The following is a 20,457-nucleotide window of genomic DNA, read 5'->3' as shown; positions in this document are numbered from 1 at the left end:
TGCAAATGTACTACTGTTTTTAGTTTATATAATTGCCGTAGTTAGGTTTCTTTATTTTTAATTCTGATGGAAAAATGAAACTTAAAATTAAAAAAAAATTAGACTTCGTAAATTCTAACTTTTTTCTTCTTTAAACGAGAATTGTTTAATTTATCAACTAAATCCGCAGTTAAACTTGCAGGCACAGCAACAAATGCACAATCTTGTTTTAATTCTATAACACCAAGTTGGTCTTTAGTTAGTTTACCTTGTTTTATAAATAAACCGGCAATATCACCTTTAGAGATTTTGTCTTTTCTTCCACCAGAAATAAATAGTGTTTCCCAAAAAACAGCTTTTCTTTCCGCTTGTTTAGATATGTTTGCTACTTCAACATTTTTAATAAAATCGGGTACTCTTTCATCTTTCCATTTTAAAACATAAGCAGTTCCTTTAGCAGAAACTCTAGCTGTTCTACCATTTCTGTGTGTAAATTCTTCTACGGCACTTGGTAATTCATAATGAATGATAAATTTCATTTCTGGCACGTCAATTCCTCTTGCAGCCAAATCTGTGGCAATTAATAATTGATTGGTACCATTTCTAAATTTAATTAAAGATCTTTCTCTATCTTTTTGCTCCATTCCGCCACTAAAGCAACCATGCTTAATATTTTTACTTTCTAAAAAATTACTTACAGTATTGATACTATCTTTTAGATTGCAAAAAATGATTCCTTGTTGATTGCCTAAATGATTCAATAAATGTAAAAGTGTGTTTTGCTTATTTTTAGCAGGCGATACAACTGTTTTTATTTGAAGTTTAGAAGTTGTAGCTTTAAGATAATTTACCGTATTTGGTTTATCCATTCTTACAAAATCAGGGATTTCAACACCTTGTGTTGCAGAAGTTAAGATTCTTTTATTTAAAGCCGTTAATTGATTAATAACACCTCTCATTTCATATTCGAAACCTACTTCTAAAGATTTATCAAATTCATCTAAAACCAAAGTTTTAATATATGATTTTGAAAAACGTTCATTTGCAAAATGATCTGATATTCTACCAGGAGTTCCTATTAAGATCGCTGGTAAATGCTTTAATTCTATTTTATCTTTAGACATGGGTCTTCCGCCGTAAACTGCATTTACTTTATATCCAGAACCCATAGAACGAATAACTTGTTCTATTTGAATAGCCAATTCTCTAGACGGAACTAATACTAACGCCTGAATTTCTTCTATTTCTGGATTTAGAAAATCTAATAAAGGTAAAGCAAAAGCTAATGTTTTACCAGTTCCTGTAGGAGATAATAAAATTGTATTTGTATTTTTTTTGATTGTAGCAATAGCTTCCTCTTGCATCGGATTTAACTGACTAATATTCAGTTTTTGTAAAATTTCCTTTTGATCTTTAATATGATTTGCCATTACTGCAGTTTTGTAGAATTAAATAGGCTACAAAGATAGTTAGACTTCTTGCTTAAAGTGTATAATTCTGTAAATAATCTTATTTACCTATTAGAAGTTTATTTTATAAAATAAGTATCTGCATATACTTTGGTAAAATGTGCACCAAAAAAAAGAATTAAACTAGAGTAAGATACCCAAAGCATAATTAAGATAATAGAACCTGCCGCACCGTAGGTTGAGCCTGGTTCCATTTCATTAAAATACCACGCCATTAAAAATTTTCCAATTACAAAAAGTATTGCGGTTACTGCAGCACCAATTTTTACAGCTCTCCATTTTACAGTAATGCTTGGTAAGTATTTAAACATTGCTGCAAAAAGTACATAAATAAAAATAACAGACATTAAAAAATCTATAATATAAATATGTTCGAATAAACTTTCTGGTAAGAATTTTTCGATTCTTTTATTAAAAGTGCTAATTAAAGCTGTTAACACAAAGCTTATCAGTAATAAAAAACCTATTATTAAAATGAAACCAAAGCTTTTTATTCTGCTAAAAATCATTTTTATAAAACCGTTTTCTTGTTTGTTTTCTGGGGTTTTCCATATCTTATCGAATGCAGCTTGTAGTTGGTAAAAAACACCAGTTGCACCATAAAATAATGTTCCAAAACCAATAATTGTTGTAAAAATAGAAACACTTTCATCTCCTCTATCTAACATCATCAATCTAATAGACTCGGCAGTTTGCACACCAACTGCTTTGGTTATTTCGTCTAACAATTCTCCTTGTACTATTTCTTTGCCCCAAACATTACCAACTAAATTTAAAATTATAACTAGTAATGCAGGTAAAGATAAAATAGCATAATAAGCAACAATAGCACTAAGCTCAAAAGGTTCACTATTAAGCCAATTTGTGCCTGTTTTTTTTAATAAACTAGGTAAATCTTTAACAAGTCTTTTTAAATGCACGTTATTATAATTTGGTGTAATATAAAAACTTCCAATATCATTTTATAGATATTGGAAGTTTAAATGTATTTAATCTTCTCCTCTAGCAGGGTATCCTTCTTTCAAAATATAGTCTATTCCGCCCAAAACATCTTTTAAATTAGGTCGTCCAAAAGGCATTGATTGTATAGACTGCCAATACATTTTATGATCTTTATCAATTAAAAATAAACCTGGTTCAATAAATTGTTTTGGTTCTTTATCACTAATTCCGTTAGAAATAAACAACCCCCATTTTTTGGCTTCTTCAATAGAAAAGTCATATCCAATAGGTAAGTTTTCTATTTCCCATTCTTTGTAAGTATCTTTTGCAACTTCTTCTGTGTTGGCGCTAATTGCAATTAAGTTTACGCCTCTTTCTTTAAAATCTGCTATCTTTTTCTCTACTTGTTCTAATTGTTTTTTACATACCGGACAGTGTTTTCCTCTGTAAACAAATATCAAAGTAAAATTTTCTGGTTTTTGGTCTTTTAAATTCCATTTTGTGTCGTTAACTAAGTTAATAGTTAAATCGGGTACTACTTGTCTTGGTTTAATCATCTTTTTAAAATTTTATTTTTTAATTTCACTTACATCTACCGTAGCTTTTTCATAATCTGTATATCCTTCTTTACCAGTTGTGTAAAAAGTATCGTTATCCCAATCTGCTAAATCTACATCTTGTTCAAAACGTTCTACTAAATCTGGATTCGAAATAAATAGTTTACCAAAAGCTACTAAATCGGCATAACCATCTTCTATAATTTTATTTCCAGATGCTTCATCAAAACCGGCATTAATCATTAAAGTTCCGTTATAAATAGGTCTAAAATGTTTTGCTATGTTTGTAACTGCATGTGGCACATCAGAAACATCTGTAAAAGGTTCTGATAAATGAACATATGCTAAATTATAATCGTTTAATTCTGATAAAAGGTACTCGAAAGTTGGAATTGAATTCTCTGTAACTCTCATTCCGAAAATTCCGTTTAAAGAAGGATTAAATCGTACACCTATTTTACTTTCTGGAACAACCTCTTTGACAGCGTCTAAAACTTCAAAGAAAAATCGAGTTCTATTTTCTACATTTCCACCGTATTCATCTGTTCTAATGTTAGATTCTTCGTTAAAAAATTGATGAAATAAATAACCATTAGAAGAATGTATTTCTACACCATCAAAACCAGCAGTCATTGCATTTTTGGCTGCATTTTTAAAATCTAAAACTGTTTGATTAATGTCTTCTAAAGACATTTCTTTAGGTGTTACTGTATCTTTTTCTCCTTCTGGCGTATATACTTGCACATTTGCATTAACCGCAGAAGGTGCTAATGGTAATGCTCCGTTATGAAAATCTGGATGAGAAATTCTACCAACATGCCATAACTGAATAAATATTTTACCCCCTTCTTTGTGTACTTCTTCAGTAACTTTTTTCCAACCTTCTGTCTGCGCTTCGTTATAAATTCCGGGAGTATTAATGTAACCAACAGCTTGCTTAGAAACTTGTGATCCTTCTGTAATTATTAAACCTGCGGATGCTCTTTGTTTATAATACAAACCTTGTAAATCTTTGGTAGCAACATTTTGGTCGTTGTCTGCTCTACTTCTTGTCATAGGCGCCATTACAACTCTATTGTTTAAAGGTAGATCTGTAATATTATTAAAGTTTTGTAATAAATATGATTTTTTCATAATTCTATTTTTTTTGATTGAAATTCTAAATGACTTTTTAATAAGTTGCCATTTTACCTTTCTTTTTTGTTAATTGTTTGTCTAGTTCTTTAATAGATTCTGATATAGAATTCATAAAATTACTGTTTGTAGCCTCTGCAAATAACCATGGCCCTGGCACACTTAAACGAATGTTACATATCATTCCGGTTTCATCAGAGCTTGTATTTTCTGTTTTAAAAAACACATCTGCTCTAACAATCATATTAAATTTTTTGTATAAATGCTCTAATTTTTCTTTTGTAAATTCTTCTAACCTCTCGCTAGCCTCTACATCGTGGTATTCAAAATTTATAGTCATAATCTCTTACATTTTTTAATTTATAATTAAATTTTCTGATGTAAAATTAAGAATACTTACAGCGAAAAAGTTGTCTTTAAGATTCTAATTTGAACTCATATCAAAAAACGATTTTCGTATAACTAAAATGTATAAATAGTATTAAATTTGTTTTAAATTAAGCACATGATTCAACAAAAATTATCAAAATACAATGTTATACTGGCTTCTGGATCACCAAGAAGACAGCAGTTTTTTAAAGACTTAGAAATAGATTTTTCGATAGAATTAAAGCCAGTTAACGAGGTTTATCCGAAGGAATTAGTAGCAGAAGAAATTACCGATTATTTAGCAGATTTAAAGTCGAAAGCTTTTAAAAACTTAAACCATAACGATTTATTAGTTACATCAGATACTATTGTTTGGTTAGAAAACAAAGCATTGGGTAAGCCAAAAGATAACGATGAAGCATTTAAAATGTTAAGTAATTTGTCTGGAAAAGAGCATAAAGTGATAACATCTGTTTCTTTAAAAACCAATAGTTTTCAAAAGATATTTAATGATGTTACTAAAGTTACTTTTAAAAATTTAACTTCGGATGAGATAAAATATTATATCAAAAATTATAAACCATTTGACAAAGCAGGTAGTTATGGCATACAAGAATGGATTGGTTTTATTGGTATAGAAAAAATAGAAGGAAGCTATTTTAATGTAGTTGGTTTGCCTGTACAAAAACTTTATAGTGAGTTAATGAAGCTATAATTTTAAGATTGATTTTAGTCTTTTTATAGTTTTAAGAGAATTATGTTAAAAAGAACGAATTCTAATCTTCGTTTTCTTTTCCTAAAGACAAATAAAAGTTTATTTTTACCAAAATTTACAACACAACATTTTTTACAACTTAATAATGAAAAAATACACGTACACAGAAAAAAAAGATACACGTTCAGGTTTTGGTGACGGATTAACAGAGCTAGGAAGAACAAACCCAAATGTGGTTGCTTTATGTGCAGATTTAATTGGTTCTTTAAAAATGGATCAATTTATAAAAGAAAACCCTGAAAGGTTTTTTCAAATAGGTATTGCAGAAGCAAATATGATTGGTATTGCTGCTGGTTTAACTATTGGAGGTAAAATACCATTTACAGGTACATTTGCAAACTTTTCTACAGGTAGAGTTTATGATCAAATTCGTCAATCTGTTGCATATTCTGGTAAAAATGTAAAAATTTGTGCATCTCATGCAGGTGTTACTTTAGGTGAAGATGGTGCTACACACCAAATTTTAGAAGATATTGGTTTGATGAAAATGTTGCCAGGTATGACAGTTATAAATACTTGTGACTACAATCAAACAAAAGCTGCAACAATTGCAATTGCAGATTTTGATGGGCCAGTTTATTTACGTTTTGGTAGACCAAAAGTGCCTGTATTTATGCCAACAGATCAAAAATTTGAAATTGGTAAAGGAGTTCAATTAACAGAAGGTAAAGATGTAACAATTGTTGCAACAGGACATTTAGTTTGGGAATCTTTGCAGGCAGCAGAACAATTAGAAGCACAAGGTATCTCTGCAGAAGTTATAAATATTCATACAATTAAGCCTTTAGATGAAGATATTATTTTAAAATCTGTTGCTAAAACTGGTTGTATTGTTACTGCAGAAGAACATAATAAATTAGGTGGTTTAGGAGAAAGTGTTTCTAGAACTTTAGCTTTAAATGCTCCTACTCCGCAAGAATTTGTTGCTACAGATGATACTTTTGGAGAATCTGGAACACCAGAACAATTAATGGCAAAATATGGTTTAGACGCAACTGCAGTTGTAAAAGCTGTTAAAAAAGTAATTTCTAGAAAATAAATTCGTTTAACATTAACAAACTATAAATCTAAAAAACATGAAAAAAGTAATTTTAATGATGTGTTTGGCTTTTGCATTTAGTCAAACTTCTAATGCTCAAATCGATTTCGGTTTAAAAGGAGGTATAAACTACAATAATAACGGTGATGCAACTTTTTCTTCTACAGGAAGTGATGTTATTAAAGGAGGAGAATCTAGATCGGGTTATCATGCAGGTTTATGGTTTCGTGGTAAATTACCTTTAATAGGTTTGTATATTAGACCAGAATTGGTTTTTACACAAGTAAAAAATGAGTATACAGATACAAACGATGCAACTTCAGAATATGAATATAAAAAATTAGACGTTCCTGTTTTATTAGGTAAGAAATTTTTAGGTGTTGCCAATGTTTTTATTGGTCCTTCATTTCAGTATATAATAGAAGATGATTTTAGCTTTTCTGGATTAACTACAGATGAGTTTGATAAGTTTTCTGTTGGGTTACAAATGGGTGCTGGTATCGAATTAGGAAGAATTGGTATCGATGTTCGTTGGGAAAGAGGTTTATCTAAAACTGAAGCAAATTTTGCTAACGTAACTGTAGATAACAGAACAGATCAAATTATTTTTGGTTTATCTTTAAAGCTATAGTAACATTTATAAAATATTAAAAAAGTCCTTGTATATACAAGGACTTTTTTTTTAGTTCTAAACTATTCTGAAAATAGTTTTATTGTTTTTTTTAGAGCTTTATAGAGTTTCATAAATTGGTAATTTTACTCACCTATTCTACTTTAAAATTATTTATAACTTTTAAAATTTAGTTTTAATTGTACAAAAAAAGCTCTTGAAGAATTCAAGAGCTTTTTTAAATATTGTAAAAATTCTAATTATACATTAGGATTTAAATAATCTGGTAAAGCAGGATTGCTATTATCACTAAAGTCGTTTGTTGGATCACCATCTCCGTCTGCATCTTCATCAATAGAAGGTATTCCGTCATTATCATGATCTGTATCTTCTACGATATCTAATAACTCAATGTAAAACATTAAGTTTGTGTCTACTAAACTACTTGTATAATTGTTAGTGTCAATTGAAGAATACGCCAAACCAGAAGGAATAAATAAAATTCCTTTACCTGTATTTAAATATGTAATTGGTCCGTTAAGTGTTCCGCCATTACTATCTTTTTTTAATTCACCTCCTAAAAAATTTGTAAAACCATACTTCCATCCATCAATAACGGCATTTAAAGTTAACCATGCTCCAGTGTCATTTCTATCAAAATTAGAAGTTAACAACTCTGTATTTGCAAAAGCTTGACCAGAATATTTTACATATATAGAATCCATTACTGTTGGGTTTCCTTTTACTGGTGAAGGTTGACCTTGTTCTATTGTGTAAACATATAAAGTATGTTCAATATCATTTTCTGTAACTTTATAAGATTTTAATTTATCTGTATCTTCAAATAATGAAGTTTTACCACTTACCAATGTTTTTACAGAATCTAAATCAGTGTCGTAATAATTGTTTTTTAAAAATTTTACAATAGAATCGTTATCTTTTATTGCTAATTCTTCATAATTAATGTCTGCAAACGGATTAAAAAAACCGTTATTATCATCATCACAAGAATACATTACTACCACTCCTAATAAAAGAAGAAAGAAAATATTTTTTATTTTATTCATTTAACTTAAAATTTAAGCGTGCAATTTACCATTTTTATACCTTTGTAAAAAGACAAAAATTATATTTTAACTTATTTTATGAGAATTGATAAATATTTGTGGTGTATTCGAGTTTTTAAAACAAGAAGTATTGCTACAACAGCATGTAAAAAAGGGCAAGTTAAGATAGATGGTAAAAGTATAAAACCATCTAAAGAAGTTTTTGGTAACGAATTAATTGTAGTTCGTAAAAATCAGATAAATTATCAAATAAAAGTTTTAAATTTACCAGAAAGTAGAGTTGGCGCAAAATTGGTAGATCAATATCGAAAAGATGTGACACCAAAAGAAGAGTTCGAAAAAACAGAACTTTTAAAATATGCAAAAGATTACTATAGGAAAAAAGGAATTGGTAGACCAACCAAAAAAGATAGAAGAGATATAGATAATTATCAAGATTATACAACAGAAGAGTAATGATTGCAGAAAATAATATTATTTTAGATAACACTCAAATAAATCAGAAAATTAGAAGAATTGCATATCAAATTTATGAAAGCAATAGTTCTGAAAGTGAAGTTGTAGTTGCTGGAATTATAGGTAATGGTTTCGTTTTTTCAAAAAAAATAGCCACTATTTTAGAAGAAATTTCTTCATTAAAAGTGATACTTTGTGAAGTCAATATCAATAAAAAACAACCTTTACTACCTGTTTCAACTTCCATTTCTGTAGAAGATTACAAGAATAAACCTCTTATTTTAGTTGATGATGTTTTAAATTCTGGTACTACTTTAATTTATGGTATTAAACATTTTTTAGAAGTTCCTTTAAAAAGGTTTAAAACAGCAGTTTTGGTAAATAGAAATCATAAAAAATATCCAGTAAAAGCAGATTTTAAAGGAATTTCGTTATCAACTTCTATTAAAGAACATGTTCAGGTAGAGTTTAGTAACGATGGTGCTTTAGCGTATTTAGTTTAATAATTTTTTAATTTCTGTAACAACTTCTTTACTTGTTAAGTTATCTGAGTTAATAGTTGTATCTGCTTGCTCATAGAAAAAACGTCTTTCAAAAAGATGTTTAGCAACATATTCAGATAATTTGTCATCATTTAATTCTGATACAAGAGGTCTTGTGTTTTTTTCATTCTTAAGACGATCGACCAAAGTTTTTATGCTTGCTTTTATGTAAATAGATGTAGCTGTACTCGCTTTAATTAAATCCATATTACCGGCATAACAAGGTGTTCCTCCTCCTAAAGAAAGTATAAAATCTTCCTCAGAATCTAAAATTTCTTTTAAATATTTGTTTTCTTTTATCCTAAAATAGATTTCTCCTTTATTTTTAAAGATTTCTGAAATTGTCATTTTTTCTCTGTTAGAGATGTAATCATCCAAATCTATAAAATTAGTATTCAGCTTTTTAGAAACTTCTCTACCGATTGTTGATTTTCCAGAAGCCATGTATCCTAACAGTATAATTTTCATTATTTTTATTTTTTTACAAATATCGATAAAAAAAAATCATTTTTATGCTAATAAATCCAATGATTGATAGTATATTTGCAACCGATTTAAGAAAAAGACCTGGTAGCTCAGTTGGTAGAGCATCTCCCTTTTAAGGAGAGGGTCCTGGGTTCGAGCCCCAGCCCGGTCACAAAAAAGTTAAGCGAAAGCTTAACTTTTTTATTTTATATTAATTTGCGCACGTGGCGAAATTGGTAGACGCGCAACCTTGAGGGGGTTGTTTTCGTAAGAAAGTGGAAGTTCGAATCTTCTCGTGCGCACAAATTGACTTAAAATAACTTCTTTCACAAATAATTAACCAAAGTATAACGGATTATCATTAATTTTGTTTTTATGCAAAAACTGATTATAATCTTGTGCTTTTTAGCCTCTTTAAGCACATTCTCTCAAGCAGACACTTTACGTACTAAAGTTTTAAAAGGGCAAATTATACACGCTGAAAATAAAAAAGTCTTAAGTGCGGCCCATGTTTTGAATCTAAATACAGTTAGTGGAACTATTACTGATGATAAAGGTTTTTTCGAATTACCAACAAAAGTTAATGATACTATTTTGGTTTCTTACTTAGGGTTTACTTCAATAAAATTAAAAGTTACAAACGATTTACTTAAAGGAAACGAGTTAGAAATTGCGCTTTATGAAAAACCAGAAAGTGTAAAAGAAGTTGTAATTCGTTCTACAAAATTAATAGGTGTTTTAGAAATTGATGTAAAACAAGTGCCTAAAGATAGATTTACAAGAATACATATTAATGGTCTACAACAAACTTATGAGGTTGGTAAACCACAAGCCAAAAACTTCTCATCTCCTGTTGCAGCCTTGTTTCAACCGGTAGATTTCTTGTATAATTTATTCGGTAAAAAACCAAAACAACTTCGAAAGCTTCAGAAACTAAAAAAAGAAGACGACTTGCGTAAAATGCTTGCTGGTAAGTTTGATAGAGAAGTTATGATGGAATATTTAGACATGGATAGACAAGAATTGTCTGAGTTATTAACCGATTGTAATTATTCTGAATATTTTATTAAAAAAGCATCAGATTTACAAATGATTGAAGCAGTATTAGATTGTTATGAAAATTACAAAGCCTTAAAAAAGGGTAAAATAGAGCGTAACAAAATTCCGGATAAAAAGAATTAGTCTTAAATGAAAAAGGCCAGAAACCAACGATTTCTGACCTTAATCAACTATTAAAAACTAATTACAAACTAAACTTTTTAAGGCTTAGTTATTTTTAAATTCTATTTTGATGATTAAATTTATAGTTACCCGAAAACTTTAGACCTAATCTATATTATTAAGACGCCATATTTTAGTATTTGTTACATTTTAAATTCTCTTTAACAGTATTTTAATAGATAGAAGAAATATACAAGCAAAAAAAAATCCAGCATTAAGCTGGATTTTTTTTATTAAAATGTTTAGAAATATTTTCTTATTGATTACCTAATATAATTGGCATTCCAGATTTTCCTGCACCAATTAATACAACCTTACTGTTACTAGATTTAGATAACTCTAAAGTTGCTTCAATTCCTTTTTCTTGAAGAATTTTATCGGTTAAAGAAGCACTTAAAATCTTATTTGCTACAGCTTTACCTTCTGCATCAATTTTTTGTCTTTCTGCCTCTTTTTTAGCTTTTGCTAACCTAAATTCATATTCTAATGATTCTTGTTCTTGTTTTAATTTAGTTTCAATTGCGGTTCTAATGGTAGTCGGTAATTTAACATCTTCAACTAAAACTCTTTTTACAATTAAATATTGATCTTTTAAAACGTTTTTAACTTCATCTAAAATTTCTTGTTCTATTACATCTCTTTTACTAGAATATAATTGTTCTGGTGTATATCTACCTACAACGCTTCTAGCAGCAGCATTAATTGCTGGGTCTAGTAATTCTCTTTCGTAATCTTCTCCTTTTGTTTTAATTAAATTACCAAGATTAGAAAATTCTGGTTCATACCAAATAGTACCGTTTACTTTAACTTCCAATCCATTCACAGAAAGTACATTCATTTCATCAGAAATAGATTGCTGACGTACTTTTCTTACAATCATTTTGTTCCAAGGAGCCACAATATGAAATCCTTCTCCGTACGTTTTTTCAGTATTAATACCATCCCCTAAAGTTTCAAAAATTACACCGCCTTCACCGGGTCCGATAGTAACTGTAGATTTTGAGAATAAAATTAATGCAGCAACTGCAAGAATTACGAAGAATACTCCACCTTTTGGAAACTTTATATCCATTTGATTATTTGCCATTTGTTATATTGATTAAATTTAAAGTCAAATTTACGATATAACTTTAGGAATCACAATCTATAAGGTAGAATTAAATTTTACCAAAATATTTTCTAATAAACCATTCTGATGTAAATAAAATGACAACTAACAAAAGAATCCATTTCCAATCGACTAAATTTTGTTCTTTTACAATAGATTTTTGTGTTGTGAAATAAGAAGAATCATTTAACAAGTCGTTAATTAACTGTTGATGGTTGTTTTTATGATATAGCTTCCCTCCTGTTTTATTAGCTAGCTTTTCTAATTTTTTTACGTTAGCGCTTGTAAATTGCTCCTCAACATCATAATCAGTTATTTTAAAACTACCGTATTTATTGATTTTTTGTCCTAATACAGAAACTTTGTAGGTGTAATCACCAGATTCAAGATCTTCAAAAGAAACTTGATAAGAGTTGTTGATTAAAGAGAAAGGTAGCTTTGTGTTTTTCTTAGTTTCTTTGTTGGTTATTATAATTTCTAAAGAGGCTCTAGCGTCAAATTTGTAATTTTTATCTGTATAAAATGCTGTTATATTTACTAATGAATTTGCAGGATATAAGTTTTCTGAATTTACATCTAATCGTGCTCTTTTCTTTTGAGAAGATAAATATTGAACAATGTTACCAATAAATTGATCGAATTCTGTAAACGAATTATTTAGTAGATAATTAGATGCTCTCCATTTCCATAAACCTTCTCCAAAAATTACTCCAATTTTTTGGTTATTCTCTTCTAAAAATGAAATTAGTGGTTGCTCTGTATTTAATCCGTTGATATTTTGAAATAATAAACTTTGATAATCTTTAGAAAAAGTAATTTCTCCAAAGTTATTAACCAATGGAGGCATTTCATTAAAACCAATATCTTTTTGTAAAAAAGTTAAAAAAGAATTATTTAAAATTGGTGCATAATTTTCAGTTTGATTAATTGCTTTTTTAGAAAAACCAAATTTTTGTCTGTTGATAAAATTCCAGTCAGAATTGATACCATTAATCAATAAAAAATTTAGATTATTAGCTTTTATGTTTGAAATAATAGATTTAAATTGATTATTTAAATTGTATAGTATAATTAATTGAAAATCATTTGATTCAATATTGCCATCAATATTATATTCGAGTGTTACACTTCTTTGTTTATTACTTTCAATTGCTTTTTTTAATACTCCGATATCTGGATGTTTTATAGAGGATAAAATTAGTATTTTAGATTGCTCGTCTATAACTTCAACAGAAAAGTTTTTTCTATTATTTCGAGTATTTTTTTCGTTTTCAATTTTATCTAAAGTTGCAGTGTAATAATTAATACCTTCTTTTAAAGAAGTTAAATTAGTTGTAATTATTTTTGAATTATCATTTTTGTTGAATTTTACTTTCTTTGAAAATACAGTTTTACCATTGCTATAAATTTTAAATATTGAGTTCACATTCTCTAAACCATCATAGTTTAAAATTACTTCTACAGGAAATTTATTTTTTATGTAACTATATTTATTTACATTAACCTGACTAATTTTTAAGTCTTTATACTTAGTTGTATCTCCAAATACTACCGGATATATTTTTTGTTTAGAGTTTATGATCTCGTAATCATTACCAATCGTTTGGTTTCCATCAGATAATAGAATTATTGGCGCATTTTCCTTTTTATTTAATTGCTTTAATGTATTTAAAGATTTGTATATGTTGGTTTCATTTCCTTTAAAATCTACAGAATCAGATACTTTTAATGTTTTATCAAATAGAAATATTTCAATATTAAATTTACTTTGTAGTTTTTCATTGGTTTTTAACTTGCTAAGTACGTTTTCTAATTTATTTTCATCTTTAAAAAAACGCAATGATTTAGAATTATCTACTAAAATTGATAGTTTCGGCTTTTCATTTTTGTAAGATTTAGTATTAATTTTAGGGTTTATAAATAATACGAGTAAAATAAAAATCGAAATGCTTTTTAGTGAAAAAAGAAGAATATTTACTTTGTGCTTGCTTTTATTCTTGTAAAAATATTGAAAATATGAAATAACAATACTTACTAATAAAGCTAAAATGATGTAAAATATGGTTGTTGCTTGCAATTAAAACTATTTTAGTGAAAGATATAAATAACTATTTTAAAAAAGAAAACCTGTAACGTTAAAATTGTTACAGGTTTTATTTATTTTATAAAATGTAGTTTATGTGAGCATTCCGCCATCTACAGACAATGTTTGTCCGGTAATATAAGTACTCATATCAGAAGCTAAAAATACACATGCATTTGCAATATCTATTGGTTGTCCTCCTCTTTTTAAAGGAATACCGTCTCGCCAAGATTGTACAGTTGCTTCATCTAATTTTGCAGTCATTTCTGTTTCTATAAATCCTGGTGCAATAACGTTACTTCTAATGTTTCTAGAACCCAATTCTAAAGCTACAGATTTAGAAAAACCTACAATACCAGCTTTAGAAGCAGCATAATTTGCTTGACCTGCATTACCTTTTAAACCAACAACAGAACTCATGTTTATTATAGAACCAGATCTCTGTTTCATCATTGGTCTTATAACAGCTTTTGTTAAATTAAAAACAGATTTTAAATTAACTTCAATTACTTTGTCAAAATCATCTTCAGAAATACGCATTAACAAATTATCTTTTGTTATACCTGCGTTGTTTACCAAAATATCAATAGCACCAAATTCTTTATGAACTTCTTTTGCTAATTCTTGTGCTGCATCAAAATTTGCAGCATTTGATTGGTAACCTTTGGCAGATACACCGAAAGATTTTAATTCTTCTTCTAAAGCATTTGCAGCATCTACAGAAGAACTATAAGTAAATGCTACATTTGCACCTTGCTTTGCAAATTCTATTGCAATACCTCTACCAATTCCTCTTGTAGCTCCTGTTATTATTGCTGATTTATTTTCTAATAATTTCATAATTTTCAATTTATCATTTTAAACTTATCGCTATCAAAGTTTCTCAACTATAAAAAAGAAATTCCCGTAAAAACGGGAATTTATATATTGATTAATTTTAAAACTAGTTTAAAACTTTTGCAACCATTTCTCCTATTTTAGCAGGTGAACTCACTACGTGAACTCCATTTTCAGCTAAAATTTTCATTTTTGCTTGTGCAGTATCATCAGCACCACCAACAATTGCACCTGCGTGCCCCATTGTTCTTCCTGCTGGTGCAGTTTGTCCTGCTATAAAACCAACAACTGGTTTTCTATTTCCATCAGCCTTAATCCATTGAGCAGCTTCTGCTTCTAAATTACCACCAATTTCACCAATCATTACAATTGCTTCAGTTTCATCATCATTCATTAATAACTCAACAGCTTCTTTAGTAGTAGTTCCAATAATTGGGTCACCACCAATACCGATTGCTGTAGTTATACCAAAACCTTGTTTTACAACTTGGTCTGCAGCTTCATAAGTTAATGTACCAGATTTAGATACAATACCTACTTTACCTTTTTTAAAGATAAAACCTGGCATAATACCAACTTTAGCTTCATCTGGTGTAATTACACCCGGACAGTTAGGACCAACTAATGTACAGTCTTTATTGTCTATATAAGCTTTTACTTTTACCATGTCTGCTGTAGGAATTCCTTCTGTAATACAAATAATTACTTTAATTCCTGCATCAGCAGATTCCATAATTGCATCAGCAGCAAAAGCTGGTGGTACAAAAATAATAGAGGTATCAGCTCCTACTTTTTCTACAGATTCTACAACTGTGTTAAATACTGGTTTTCCTAAGTGTTCTTGACCTCCTTTACCTGGAGTTACACCTCCAACAACATTGGTTCCATAATCAATCATTTGACCAGCGTGAAAAGTACCTTCACTACCTGTAAAACCTTGAACAATAATTTTTGAATTTTTATTTACTAAAACACTCATTGGTTTGCTATTTAATTTTTGTTACGCAAAAATAACTTTTTGAAACTTTAAAAAAAAGAAAATTAAGAATTCTTTCTATCTTTTAAAAATCGTTTAATTTCTGCTAATTCTTTTAATTTTTCTCTTGATTCTGATATTGGTGTACCAAAATAACTTTTTCCGCCAGCTACAGATTTCGTAACCCCAGTTTGTCCTAGTATTACAGCACCTTTGCCTATTGTTATACCGCTATTTGTACCAACTTGCCCCCAAATAGTTACTTCATCTTCAATTACAACACAACCTGCAATACCTGTTTGTGATGCGATTAAACACTTTTTACCAATTACAGTATCGTGGCCAACATGCACTTGATTATCTATTTTTGTGCCCTCGCCTATTGTTGTATTACCTGTAACACCTTTGTCTATTGTACAAGAGGCTCCTAAATCTACATTGTCTTTTAAAATAACTTTTCCTCCAGAAATTAACTTATCATATCCCTCTGGTCTGTTCTTGTAATAAAATGCATCTGCACCTAAAACTGTATTTGCGTGAATAGTAACATTATTACCAATAACTGAATTATCATAAATAGTTACATTTGGGTGAATTACACAATTCTTACCAATTTTAACATTGTTTCCGATAAATACATTTGGTTGAATAACTGTATTTTCTCCTATTGTTGCGCTTTCAGAAATACTAACTTTAGAAACTATAAATGGATTAAAGCTTTTAGTTATTTTATTAAAATCTCTAAAAGGGTCATCAGAAATTAGTAAAGATTTACCTTCTGGACAAGCAACTTCTTTATTAATTAAAATAGTAGTTGCAGCAGAATTTAATGCTTTGTCGTAATACTTTGGATGATCAACAAAAACGATATCTCCTTGTTCTACAACATGAATTTCATTAATACCTAAGATTTTAAAATTTTGATCTCCAACAAATTTAGCATCAATTAATGATGCAATTTGTTGGAGTGTTTGAGATTCTTTGAATTTCAAGGCTATTCTTTAATTCGTTCTTGGTAAGTTCCTTTTGTAGTCTCTACCTTAATTTTATCTCCTTCATTAATAAATAAAGGTACATTTACTGTTGCACCACTTTCTACTGTTGCAGGTTTTGTTGCGTTTGTAGCAGTATTACCTTTAACACCTGGTTCTGTATGTGTAACTTCTAAAATTACACTTGCTGGCATATCTACAGATAATGGCATGTCATCTTCAGAATTAATAATAATTGTTACAATTTCACCTTCTTTCATTAAATCTGGACTATCTAAAGCAGATTTTTGAAGTTGAATTTGAGTGTAATCTTGCTCATTCATAAAATGATAAGTATCACCTTCATTATATAAGTACTGAAATTTGTGAGTTTCTACACGAACATCATCAATTTTTCTTCCTGCAGGAAAAGTATTATCTACAACCTTACCATTGGTTACACTTTTTAATTTTGTTCTTACAAAAGCAGGACCTTTACCTGGCTTTACGTGTAAAAATTCAACAATTTTATAAATGTCGTTGTTATACTTTATACATAATCCGTTTCTAATATCTGATGTTGTTGCCATTATTTCGTTTTTATTTTATAATTTTTTTATTATTAATATCAATTGTAAACTTTTTAGTTAGAATTGAAGTATCCTTTCATGATTCCTCTATGAGAATCTTTTATAAATTGAATTATTTCATCTCTTTCTGGCGTAGCTTCCATTTCTGCCTCAATTATATCTATAGCCTGTGTATAATTATAATTTTTTTGAAATAAGATTCTATAAATATTCTGAATTTCTCTAATTTTTTCTGTAGTGTAACCTCTTCTTCTTAAACCAACTGAATTGATTCCTACATAAGATAAAGGCTCTCTAGCTGCTTTTACATAAGGCGGTACATCTTTTCTTACTAAAGAACCACCGGTTACAAATGCATGATTTCCTACGGATGCAAATTGATGAACTGCAACCATTCCTGCTAAAACTACGTTATCTCCAATAGTTACATGACCTGCAAGTGTTGAATTATTAGAAAAGATACAGTTGTTACCCACAAAAGAATCATGAGCAATATGACAATATGCCATTATTAAACAGTTATCTCCAATTTTAGTTTTCATTCTATCGGATGTTCCTCTGTTAATCGTAACACATTCTCTAATTGTTACATTGTCTCCTATTTCTACGGTTGTTTCTTCATCATCGAATTTTAAATCCTGAGGAATTGCAGAAATTACAGCGCCTGGAAAAATTCTACAATTTTTACCGATAATAGCACCTTCCATAATAGTTACGTTAGAACCAATCCATGTACCAGAACCAATTGTAACGTTATTATGTATTGTTGTAAATGGTTCTATTACTACATTTCTAGCAATTTTTGCCTGTGGATGTACGTATGCTAAAGGTTGATTCATATTACTTAATTTTAGAAATTTGTGCCATTAATTCTGCTTCTGCAACTAATTTTCCGTTTGCATAAGCATATGCTTGCATATGACAAATTCCTCTTCTTATTGGTGTAATTAATTCACATTTAAAAATCACAGTATCTCCTGGTAAAACTTTTTGTTTAAACTTCACCTTATCCATTTTCATAAAATACGTTAAGTAATTTTCTGGATCTGGTACAGTATTTAAAACTAAAACTCCACCACATTGTGCCATTGCTTCTACTTGTAAAACACCTGGCATTACTGGCGCTCCTGGAAAATGTCCAACAAAGAAATTTTCGTTCATTGTTACATTTTTCATACCAACAACATGCGTATCTGTTAGCTCTAAAATTCTATCAATTAACAAAAATGGAGGTCTGTGAGGCAAAATATCCATTATTTGATGAATATCTAATAACGGTGGTAAGTTTAAATCAAAAGAAGGAACATTGTTTCTTTTTTCTGCTTTTATAATTTTAGCCAATTTTTTAGCAAACAAAGTATTGATTAAATGACCAGGTTTATTCGCGATAACTTTACCTTTAATTCTTGTACCAACTAAAGCTAAATCACCAATAACATCTAATAATTTATGTCTAGCTGCTTCATTTGCCCAATGTAGTGTTAAGTTATCTAAAATTCCGTTAGATTTAACAGCAATGTCTTCTTTATTAAATGCCTTTTTTAATTTTTGCATTGTACTTTCAGACAATTCTTTATCTACATATACAATTGCATTGTTAAGGTCGCCACCTTTAATTAAATCATTTTCAAGTAACATTTCAATTTCGTGTAAAAAACTAAAAGTTCTTGCATCTGCAATTTCTTCTTTAAAGTCTGCAATTTTATCTAAAGTAGCATTTTGAGTTCCTAAAATTTTAGTGCCAAAATCTACCATTGTAGTTACTTGGTACTCATCCGAAGGCATTAAAATAATTTCGCTTCCTGTAACTTCATCCTTGTAAGAAATAATTTCTTTTACAACATACTCTTCTATATCTGCATCTTGTTCTTGTACACCAGCTTTTTCTAAAGCTTCTATAAAGAATTTTGATGAACCATCCATAATTGGTGGCTCAGAAGCATCAATTTCTATTAATAAGTTGTCTATATCTAAACCAACTGCAGCAGCTAAAACGTGTTCTGAAGTTTGTATTTGAACACCGTTTTTTTCTAAATTAGTTCCTCTTTGTGTGTTTACAACATATTCTGCTTTTGCAGCAATAATAGGTGCACCTTCTAAGTCTACTCTTTTAAAAGCAAAACCATGATTTGTTGGTGCAGGTTTCATTGTCATTGTAACCGTATTACCTGTGTGTAAACCTACACCAGATAAACTAATTTCTTTCTGTATTGTTTTTTGTTTCTTACTCATTATTTTTTTGTTTGAGTCTTCAATTCTTCTTCTAATTGATTGATGTTTGCTACTATTTTTGGTAAATTTTTAAAATGAACATAACTTTTATTATAATCATTAAACTTAAATGCTGGTGTTCCATTTACAAAAGCGTTGTCTTTTAAACTTTTGGTTACACCTGCTTGTGCTAACACTTTTACATTATTACCAATTTTAATATGACCTGCAACACCTACTTGTCCTCCAATCATACAAGATTCGCCTATTTTGGTAGAACCTGCAATACCTGTTTGCGAGGCAATTACTGTGTTTTTACCAATTTCTACGTTGTGTGCAATTTGTATTTGATTGTCTAATTTAACTCCTTTTCTAATAATTGTAGATCCTAAGGTTGCTCTATCTATTGTTGTAGCAGCACCAATATCTACGTTATCTTCAATAATTACGTTACCAATTTGTGGTATTGCATTGTATTCTCCATTTTCATCTGGAGCAAAACCAAAACCATCTGCAGCTATTATTGCTCCAGAATGAATTTTACAATTATTACCTATAATTGTATCTGAGTATATTTTAACTCCAGCAAATATTGTTGAATTATTTCCTATAACTGTATTGTCCCCAATATAAGTATTCGGATAAATTTTAACATTGTTACCAATTTTAACATTTTCACCAATGTATGCAAACGCTCCTATATATTCATGATCACCTATCGAAGAAGATTCTGAAATAAAATGAGGTTGTTCTCTACCCGATTTATTATTTTTTACCTCGTTGTAAAACTCTAATAATTTAGAAAATGATTTGTACGCATCATCTACCTTAATTAAAGTAGTGGTAATATCTTTTTCTGGAATAAAACTTTTATTAACTATTGCTATAGAAGCATTTGTAGTATATATATATGAATTATATTTAGGGTTTGATAAAAAAGTTAAAGAACCTTTTTCACCTTCTTCTATCTTAGATAATTTAGAAACTTCTTCATCAGGATTACCAACGATATCACCTTCTAATATATCTGCTATTTGTTGTGCTTTAAATTTCATC

At 29.2% G+C, this 20,457-nt stretch carries 22 protein-coding genes and 2 tRNA genes; 8 read left to right on the top strand and 16 right to left on the bottom strand.

The genetic code is table 11. From position 1 onward, the window contains the following. Positions 1 to 98: 98 nt before the first annotated feature. The 5 genes from WG950_RS02180 to hpf all read right to left on the bottom strand — a co-directional run bounded on the left by WG950_RS02180 (position 99) and on the right by hpf (position 4,421). Positions 99 to 1,409 carry a DEAD/DEAH box helicase gene (locus WG950_RS02180; RefSeq protein ID WP_340933922.1) on the bottom strand — a complete coding sequence of 437 codons (1,311 nt, stop codon included), beginning with the start codon at positions 1,407 to 1,409 and terminating at the stop codon, positions 99 to 101. Between the two features lie 98 nt (positions 1,410 to 1,507). Further along, a complete protein-coding gene (locus WG950_RS02175) occupies positions 1,508 to 2,368 on the bottom strand; it encodes a YihY/virulence factor BrkB family protein (RefSeq protein ID WP_340933920.1) in 861 nt (286 codons plus the stop codon). A 69-nt stretch (positions 2,369 to 2,437) separates the two neighbouring features. Next, on the bottom strand, positions 2,438 to 2,947 hold the full coding sequence (locus WG950_RS02170; RefSeq protein ID WP_340933918.1) for a redoxin domain-containing protein: 510 nt from the start codon (positions 2,945 to 2,947) through the stop codon (positions 2,438 to 2,440). A 12-nt stretch (positions 2,948 to 2,959) separates the two neighbouring features. Further along, entirely contained in the window at positions 2,960 to 4,081 is a 1,122-nt protein-coding gene (locus tag WG950_RS02165; RefSeq protein WP_340933916.1) for an alkene reductase, read from the bottom strand. Between the two features lie 37 nt (positions 4,082 to 4,118). After that, a complete protein-coding gene (gene hpf / locus WG950_RS02160) occupies positions 4,119 to 4,421 on the bottom strand; it encodes a ribosome hibernation-promoting factor, HPF/YfiA family (protein WP_340933913.1) in 303 nt (100 codons plus the stop codon). A 165-nt stretch (positions 4,422 to 4,586) separates the two neighbouring features. On the opposite strand from hpf, the gene WG950_RS02155 reads away from it, so the two are divergent. The 3 genes from WG950_RS02155 to WG950_RS02145 all read left to right on the top strand — a co-directional run bounded on the left by WG950_RS02155 (position 4,587) and on the right by WG950_RS02145 (position 6,895). Further along, entirely contained in the window at positions 4,587 to 5,165 is a 579-nt protein-coding gene (locus WG950_RS02155) for a Maf-like protein (RefSeq protein WP_340933910.1), read from the top strand. A gap of 145 nt (positions 5,166 to 5,310) precedes the next feature. Then, the gene (locus WG950_RS02150; RefSeq protein WP_340933907.1) at positions 5,311 to 6,264 is read left to right on the top strand and encodes a transketolase family protein; all 954 of its coding nucleotides are present in this window, start codon (positions 5,311 to 5,313) and stop codon (positions 6,262 to 6,264) included. A 37-nt stretch (positions 6,265 to 6,301) separates the two neighbouring features. Then, on the top strand, positions 6,302 to 6,895 hold the full coding sequence (locus tag WG950_RS02145) for a porin family protein (protein ID WP_340933905.1): 594 nt from the start codon (positions 6,302 to 6,304) through the stop codon (positions 6,893 to 6,895). Between the two features lie 239 nt (positions 6,896 to 7,134). On the opposite strand, the gene WG950_RS02140 is transcribed toward WG950_RS02145, so the two are convergent. After that, positions 7,135 to 7,941 carry an FKBP-type peptidyl-prolyl cis-trans isomerase gene (locus WG950_RS02140; protein ID WP_340933903.1) on the bottom strand — a complete coding sequence of 269 codons (807 nt, stop codon included), beginning with the start codon at positions 7,939 to 7,941 and terminating at the stop codon, positions 7,135 to 7,137. Positions 7,942 to 8,019: 78 nt separating this feature from the next. Here WG950_RS02140 and WG950_RS02135 point away from each other — a divergent pair, with 78 nt between their 5' ends. Next, positions 8,020 to 8,397: an RNA-binding S4 domain-containing protein gene (locus WG950_RS02135; protein ID WP_079738851.1), complete on the top strand. Its 378-nt coding sequence runs from the start codon at positions 8,020 to 8,022 to the stop codon at positions 8,395 to 8,397. Continuing rightward, on the top strand, positions 8,397 to 8,900 hold the full coding sequence (locus tag WG950_RS02130) for a phosphoribosyltransferase domain-containing protein (RefSeq protein WP_340933900.1): 504 nt from the start codon (positions 8,397 to 8,399) through the stop codon (positions 8,898 to 8,900). Before WG950_RS02135 ends, WG950_RS02130 begins: the two co-directional genes overlap by 1 nt. On the opposite strand, the gene WG950_RS02125 is transcribed toward WG950_RS02130, so the two are convergent. After that, the gene (locus WG950_RS02125) at positions 8,892 to 9,407 is read right to left on the bottom strand and encodes a shikimate kinase (protein WP_340933898.1); all 516 of its coding nucleotides are present in this window, start codon (positions 9,405 to 9,407) and stop codon (positions 8,892 to 8,894) included. The two genes, WG950_RS02130 and WG950_RS02125, sit on opposite strands and share 9 nt — an antisense overlap. Positions 9,408 to 9,503: 96 nt before the next feature. Between WG950_RS02125 and WG950_RS02120 the strand changes: the two genes are divergently transcribed. The 3 genes from WG950_RS02120 (at position 9,504) to WG950_RS02110 (ending at position 10,586) form a co-directional block, all read left to right on the top strand. After that, positions 9,504 to 9,576 (top strand) — tRNA-Lys (locus WG950_RS02120). Between the two features lie 46 nt (positions 9,577 to 9,622). Next, positions 9,623 to 9,706 (top strand) — tRNA-Leu (locus WG950_RS02115). Positions 9,707 to 9,779: 73 nt separating this feature from the next. Then, a complete protein-coding gene (locus WG950_RS02110; RefSeq protein ID WP_340933897.1) occupies positions 9,780 to 10,586 on the top strand; it encodes a carboxypeptidase-like regulatory domain-containing protein in 807 nt (268 codons plus the stop codon). A 295-nt stretch (positions 10,587 to 10,881) separates the two neighbouring features. Here the strand turns inward: WG950_RS02110 and WG950_RS02105 are convergent, their stop codons facing one another. The 9 genes from WG950_RS02105 to lpxD form a co-directional block, all read right to left on the bottom strand. Then, positions 10,882 to 11,712, bottom strand: a complete 831-nt coding sequence (locus WG950_RS02105; protein WP_077809310.1) for a prohibitin family protein — start codon at positions 11,710 to 11,712, stop codon at positions 10,882 to 10,884. A 70-nt stretch (positions 11,713 to 11,782) separates the two neighbouring features. Continuing rightward, positions 11,783 to 13,573: a VWA domain-containing protein gene (locus WG950_RS02100; RefSeq protein ID WP_340933895.1), complete on the bottom strand. Its 1,791-nt coding sequence runs from the start codon at positions 13,571 to 13,573 to the stop codon at positions 11,783 to 11,785. Between the two features lie 336 nt (positions 13,574 to 13,909). Beyond that, on the bottom strand, positions 13,910 to 14,656 hold the full coding sequence (fabG, locus tag WG950_RS02095; protein WP_077809311.1) for a 3-oxoacyl-[acyl-carrier-protein] reductase: 747 nt from the start codon (positions 14,654 to 14,656) through the stop codon (positions 13,910 to 13,912). A gap of 103 nt (positions 14,657 to 14,759) precedes the next feature. Then, positions 14,760 to 15,632, bottom strand: coding sequence for a succinate--CoA ligase subunit alpha (gene sucD / locus WG950_RS02090; protein ID WP_077809312.1), 873 nt, complete (start codon positions 15,630 to 15,632; stop codon positions 14,760 to 14,762). A 62-nt stretch (positions 15,633 to 15,694) separates the two neighbouring features. Then, entirely contained in the window at positions 15,695 to 16,621 is a 927-nt protein-coding gene (locus WG950_RS02085; RefSeq protein ID WP_340933889.1) for a UDP-3-O-(3-hydroxymyristoyl)glucosamine N-acyltransferase, read from the bottom strand. A 2-nt stretch (positions 16,622 to 16,623) separates the two neighbouring features. After that, the gene (gene efp, locus WG950_RS02080) at positions 16,624 to 17,190 is read right to left on the bottom strand and encodes an elongation factor P (RefSeq protein WP_340933888.1); all 567 of its coding nucleotides are present in this window, start codon (positions 17,188 to 17,190) and stop codon (positions 16,624 to 16,626) included. 53 nt (positions 17,191 to 17,243) lie between these two features. Then, the gene (gene lpxA, locus WG950_RS02075) at positions 17,244 to 18,029 is read right to left on the bottom strand and encodes an acyl-ACP--UDP-N-acetylglucosamine O-acyltransferase (RefSeq protein WP_077809315.1); all 786 of its coding nucleotides are present in this window, start codon (positions 18,027 to 18,029) and stop codon (positions 17,244 to 17,246) included. Between the two features lies 1 nt (position 18,030). Then, a complete protein-coding gene (locus WG950_RS02070; protein WP_340933884.1) occupies positions 18,031 to 19,422 on the bottom strand; it encodes a bifunctional UDP-3-O-[3-hydroxymyristoyl] N-acetylglucosamine deacetylase/3-hydroxyacyl-ACP dehydratase in 1,392 nt (463 codons plus the stop codon). Further along, a complete protein-coding gene (gene lpxD / locus WG950_RS02065; RefSeq protein ID WP_340933881.1) occupies positions 19,422 to 20,456 on the bottom strand; it encodes a UDP-3-O-(3-hydroxymyristoyl)glucosamine N-acyltransferase in 1,035 nt (344 codons plus the stop codon). Before lpxD ends, WG950_RS02070 begins: the two co-directional genes overlap by 1 nt. Between the last annotated feature and the right edge of the window lies 1 nt (position 20,457).

Origin of the sequence: Polaribacter marinaquae, assembly GCF_038019025.1 — a bacterium.
Lineage (GTDB): Bacteria > Bacteroidota > Bacteroidia > Flavobacteriales > Flavobacteriaceae > Polaribacter > Polaribacter marinaquae.
This window is presented reverse-complemented; position numbering and strand designations above follow the sequence as displayed.

Coding starts and splice junctions, on each gene's coding strand:
- WG950_RS02145 (WP_340933905.1), top strand. CDS start 6,302: ATGAAAAAAGTAATTTTAATGATGTGTTTGGCTTTTGCATTTAGTCAA.
- WG950_RS02180 (WP_340933922.1), bottom strand. CDS start 1,409: ATGGCAAATCATATTAAAGATCAAAAGGAAATTTTACAAAAACTGAAT.
- fabG (WP_077809311.1), bottom strand. CDS start 14,656: ATGAAATTATTAGAAAATAAATCAGCAATAATAACAGGAGCTACAAGA.
- lpxA (WP_077809315.1), bottom strand. CDS start 18,029: ATGAATCAACCTTTAGCATACGTACATCCACAGGCAAAAATTGCTAGA.
- WG950_RS02165 (WP_340933916.1), bottom strand. CDS start 4,081: ATGAAAAAATCATATTTATTACAAAACTTTAATAATATTACAGATCTA.
- WG950_RS02110 (WP_340933897.1), top strand. CDS start 9,780: ATGCAAAAACTGATTATAATCTTGTGCTTTTTAGCCTCTTTAAGCACA.
- WG950_RS02170 (WP_340933918.1), bottom strand. CDS start 2,947: ATGATTAAACCAAGACAAGTAGTACCCGATTTAACTATTAACTTAGTT.
- sucD (WP_077809312.1), bottom strand. CDS start 15,632: ATGAGTGTTTTAGTAAATAAAAATTCAAAAATTATTGTTCAAGGTTTT.
- WG950_RS02105 (WP_077809310.1), bottom strand. CDS start 11,712: ATGGCAAATAATCAAATGGATATAAAGTTTCCAAAAGGTGGAGTATTC.
- WG950_RS02140 (WP_340933903.1), bottom strand. CDS start 7,941: ATGAATAAAATAAAAAATATTTTCTTTCTTCTTTTATTAGGAGTGGTA.
- WG950_RS02130 (WP_340933900.1), top strand. CDS start 8,397: ATGATTGCAGAAAATAATATTATTTTAGATAACACTCAAATAAATCAG.
- WG950_RS02070 (WP_340933884.1), bottom strand. CDS start 19,422: ATGAGTAAGAAACAAAAAACAATACAGAAAGAAATTAGTTTATCTGGT.
- efp (WP_340933888.1), bottom strand. CDS start 17,190: ATGGCAACAACATCAGATATTAGAAACGGATTATGTATAAAGTATAAC.
- WG950_RS02135 (WP_079738851.1), top strand. CDS start 8,020: ATGAGAATTGATAAATATTTGTGGTGTATTCGAGTTTTTAAAACAAGA.
- lpxD (WP_340933881.1), bottom strand. CDS start 20,456: ATGAAATTTAAAGCACAACAAATAGCAGATATATTAGAAGGTGATATC.
- WG950_RS02150 (WP_340933907.1), top strand. CDS start 5,311: ATGAAAAAATACACGTACACAGAAAAAAAAGATACACGTTCAGGTTTT.
- hpf (WP_340933913.1), bottom strand. CDS start 4,421: ATGACTATAAATTTTGAATACCACGATGTAGAGGCTAGCGAGAGGTTA.
- WG950_RS02155 (WP_340933910.1), top strand. CDS start 4,587: ATGATTCAACAAAAATTATCAAAATACAATGTTATACTGGCTTCTGGA.
- WG950_RS02125 (WP_340933898.1), bottom strand. CDS start 9,407: ATGAAAATTATACTGTTAGGATACATGGCTTCTGGAAAATCAACAATC.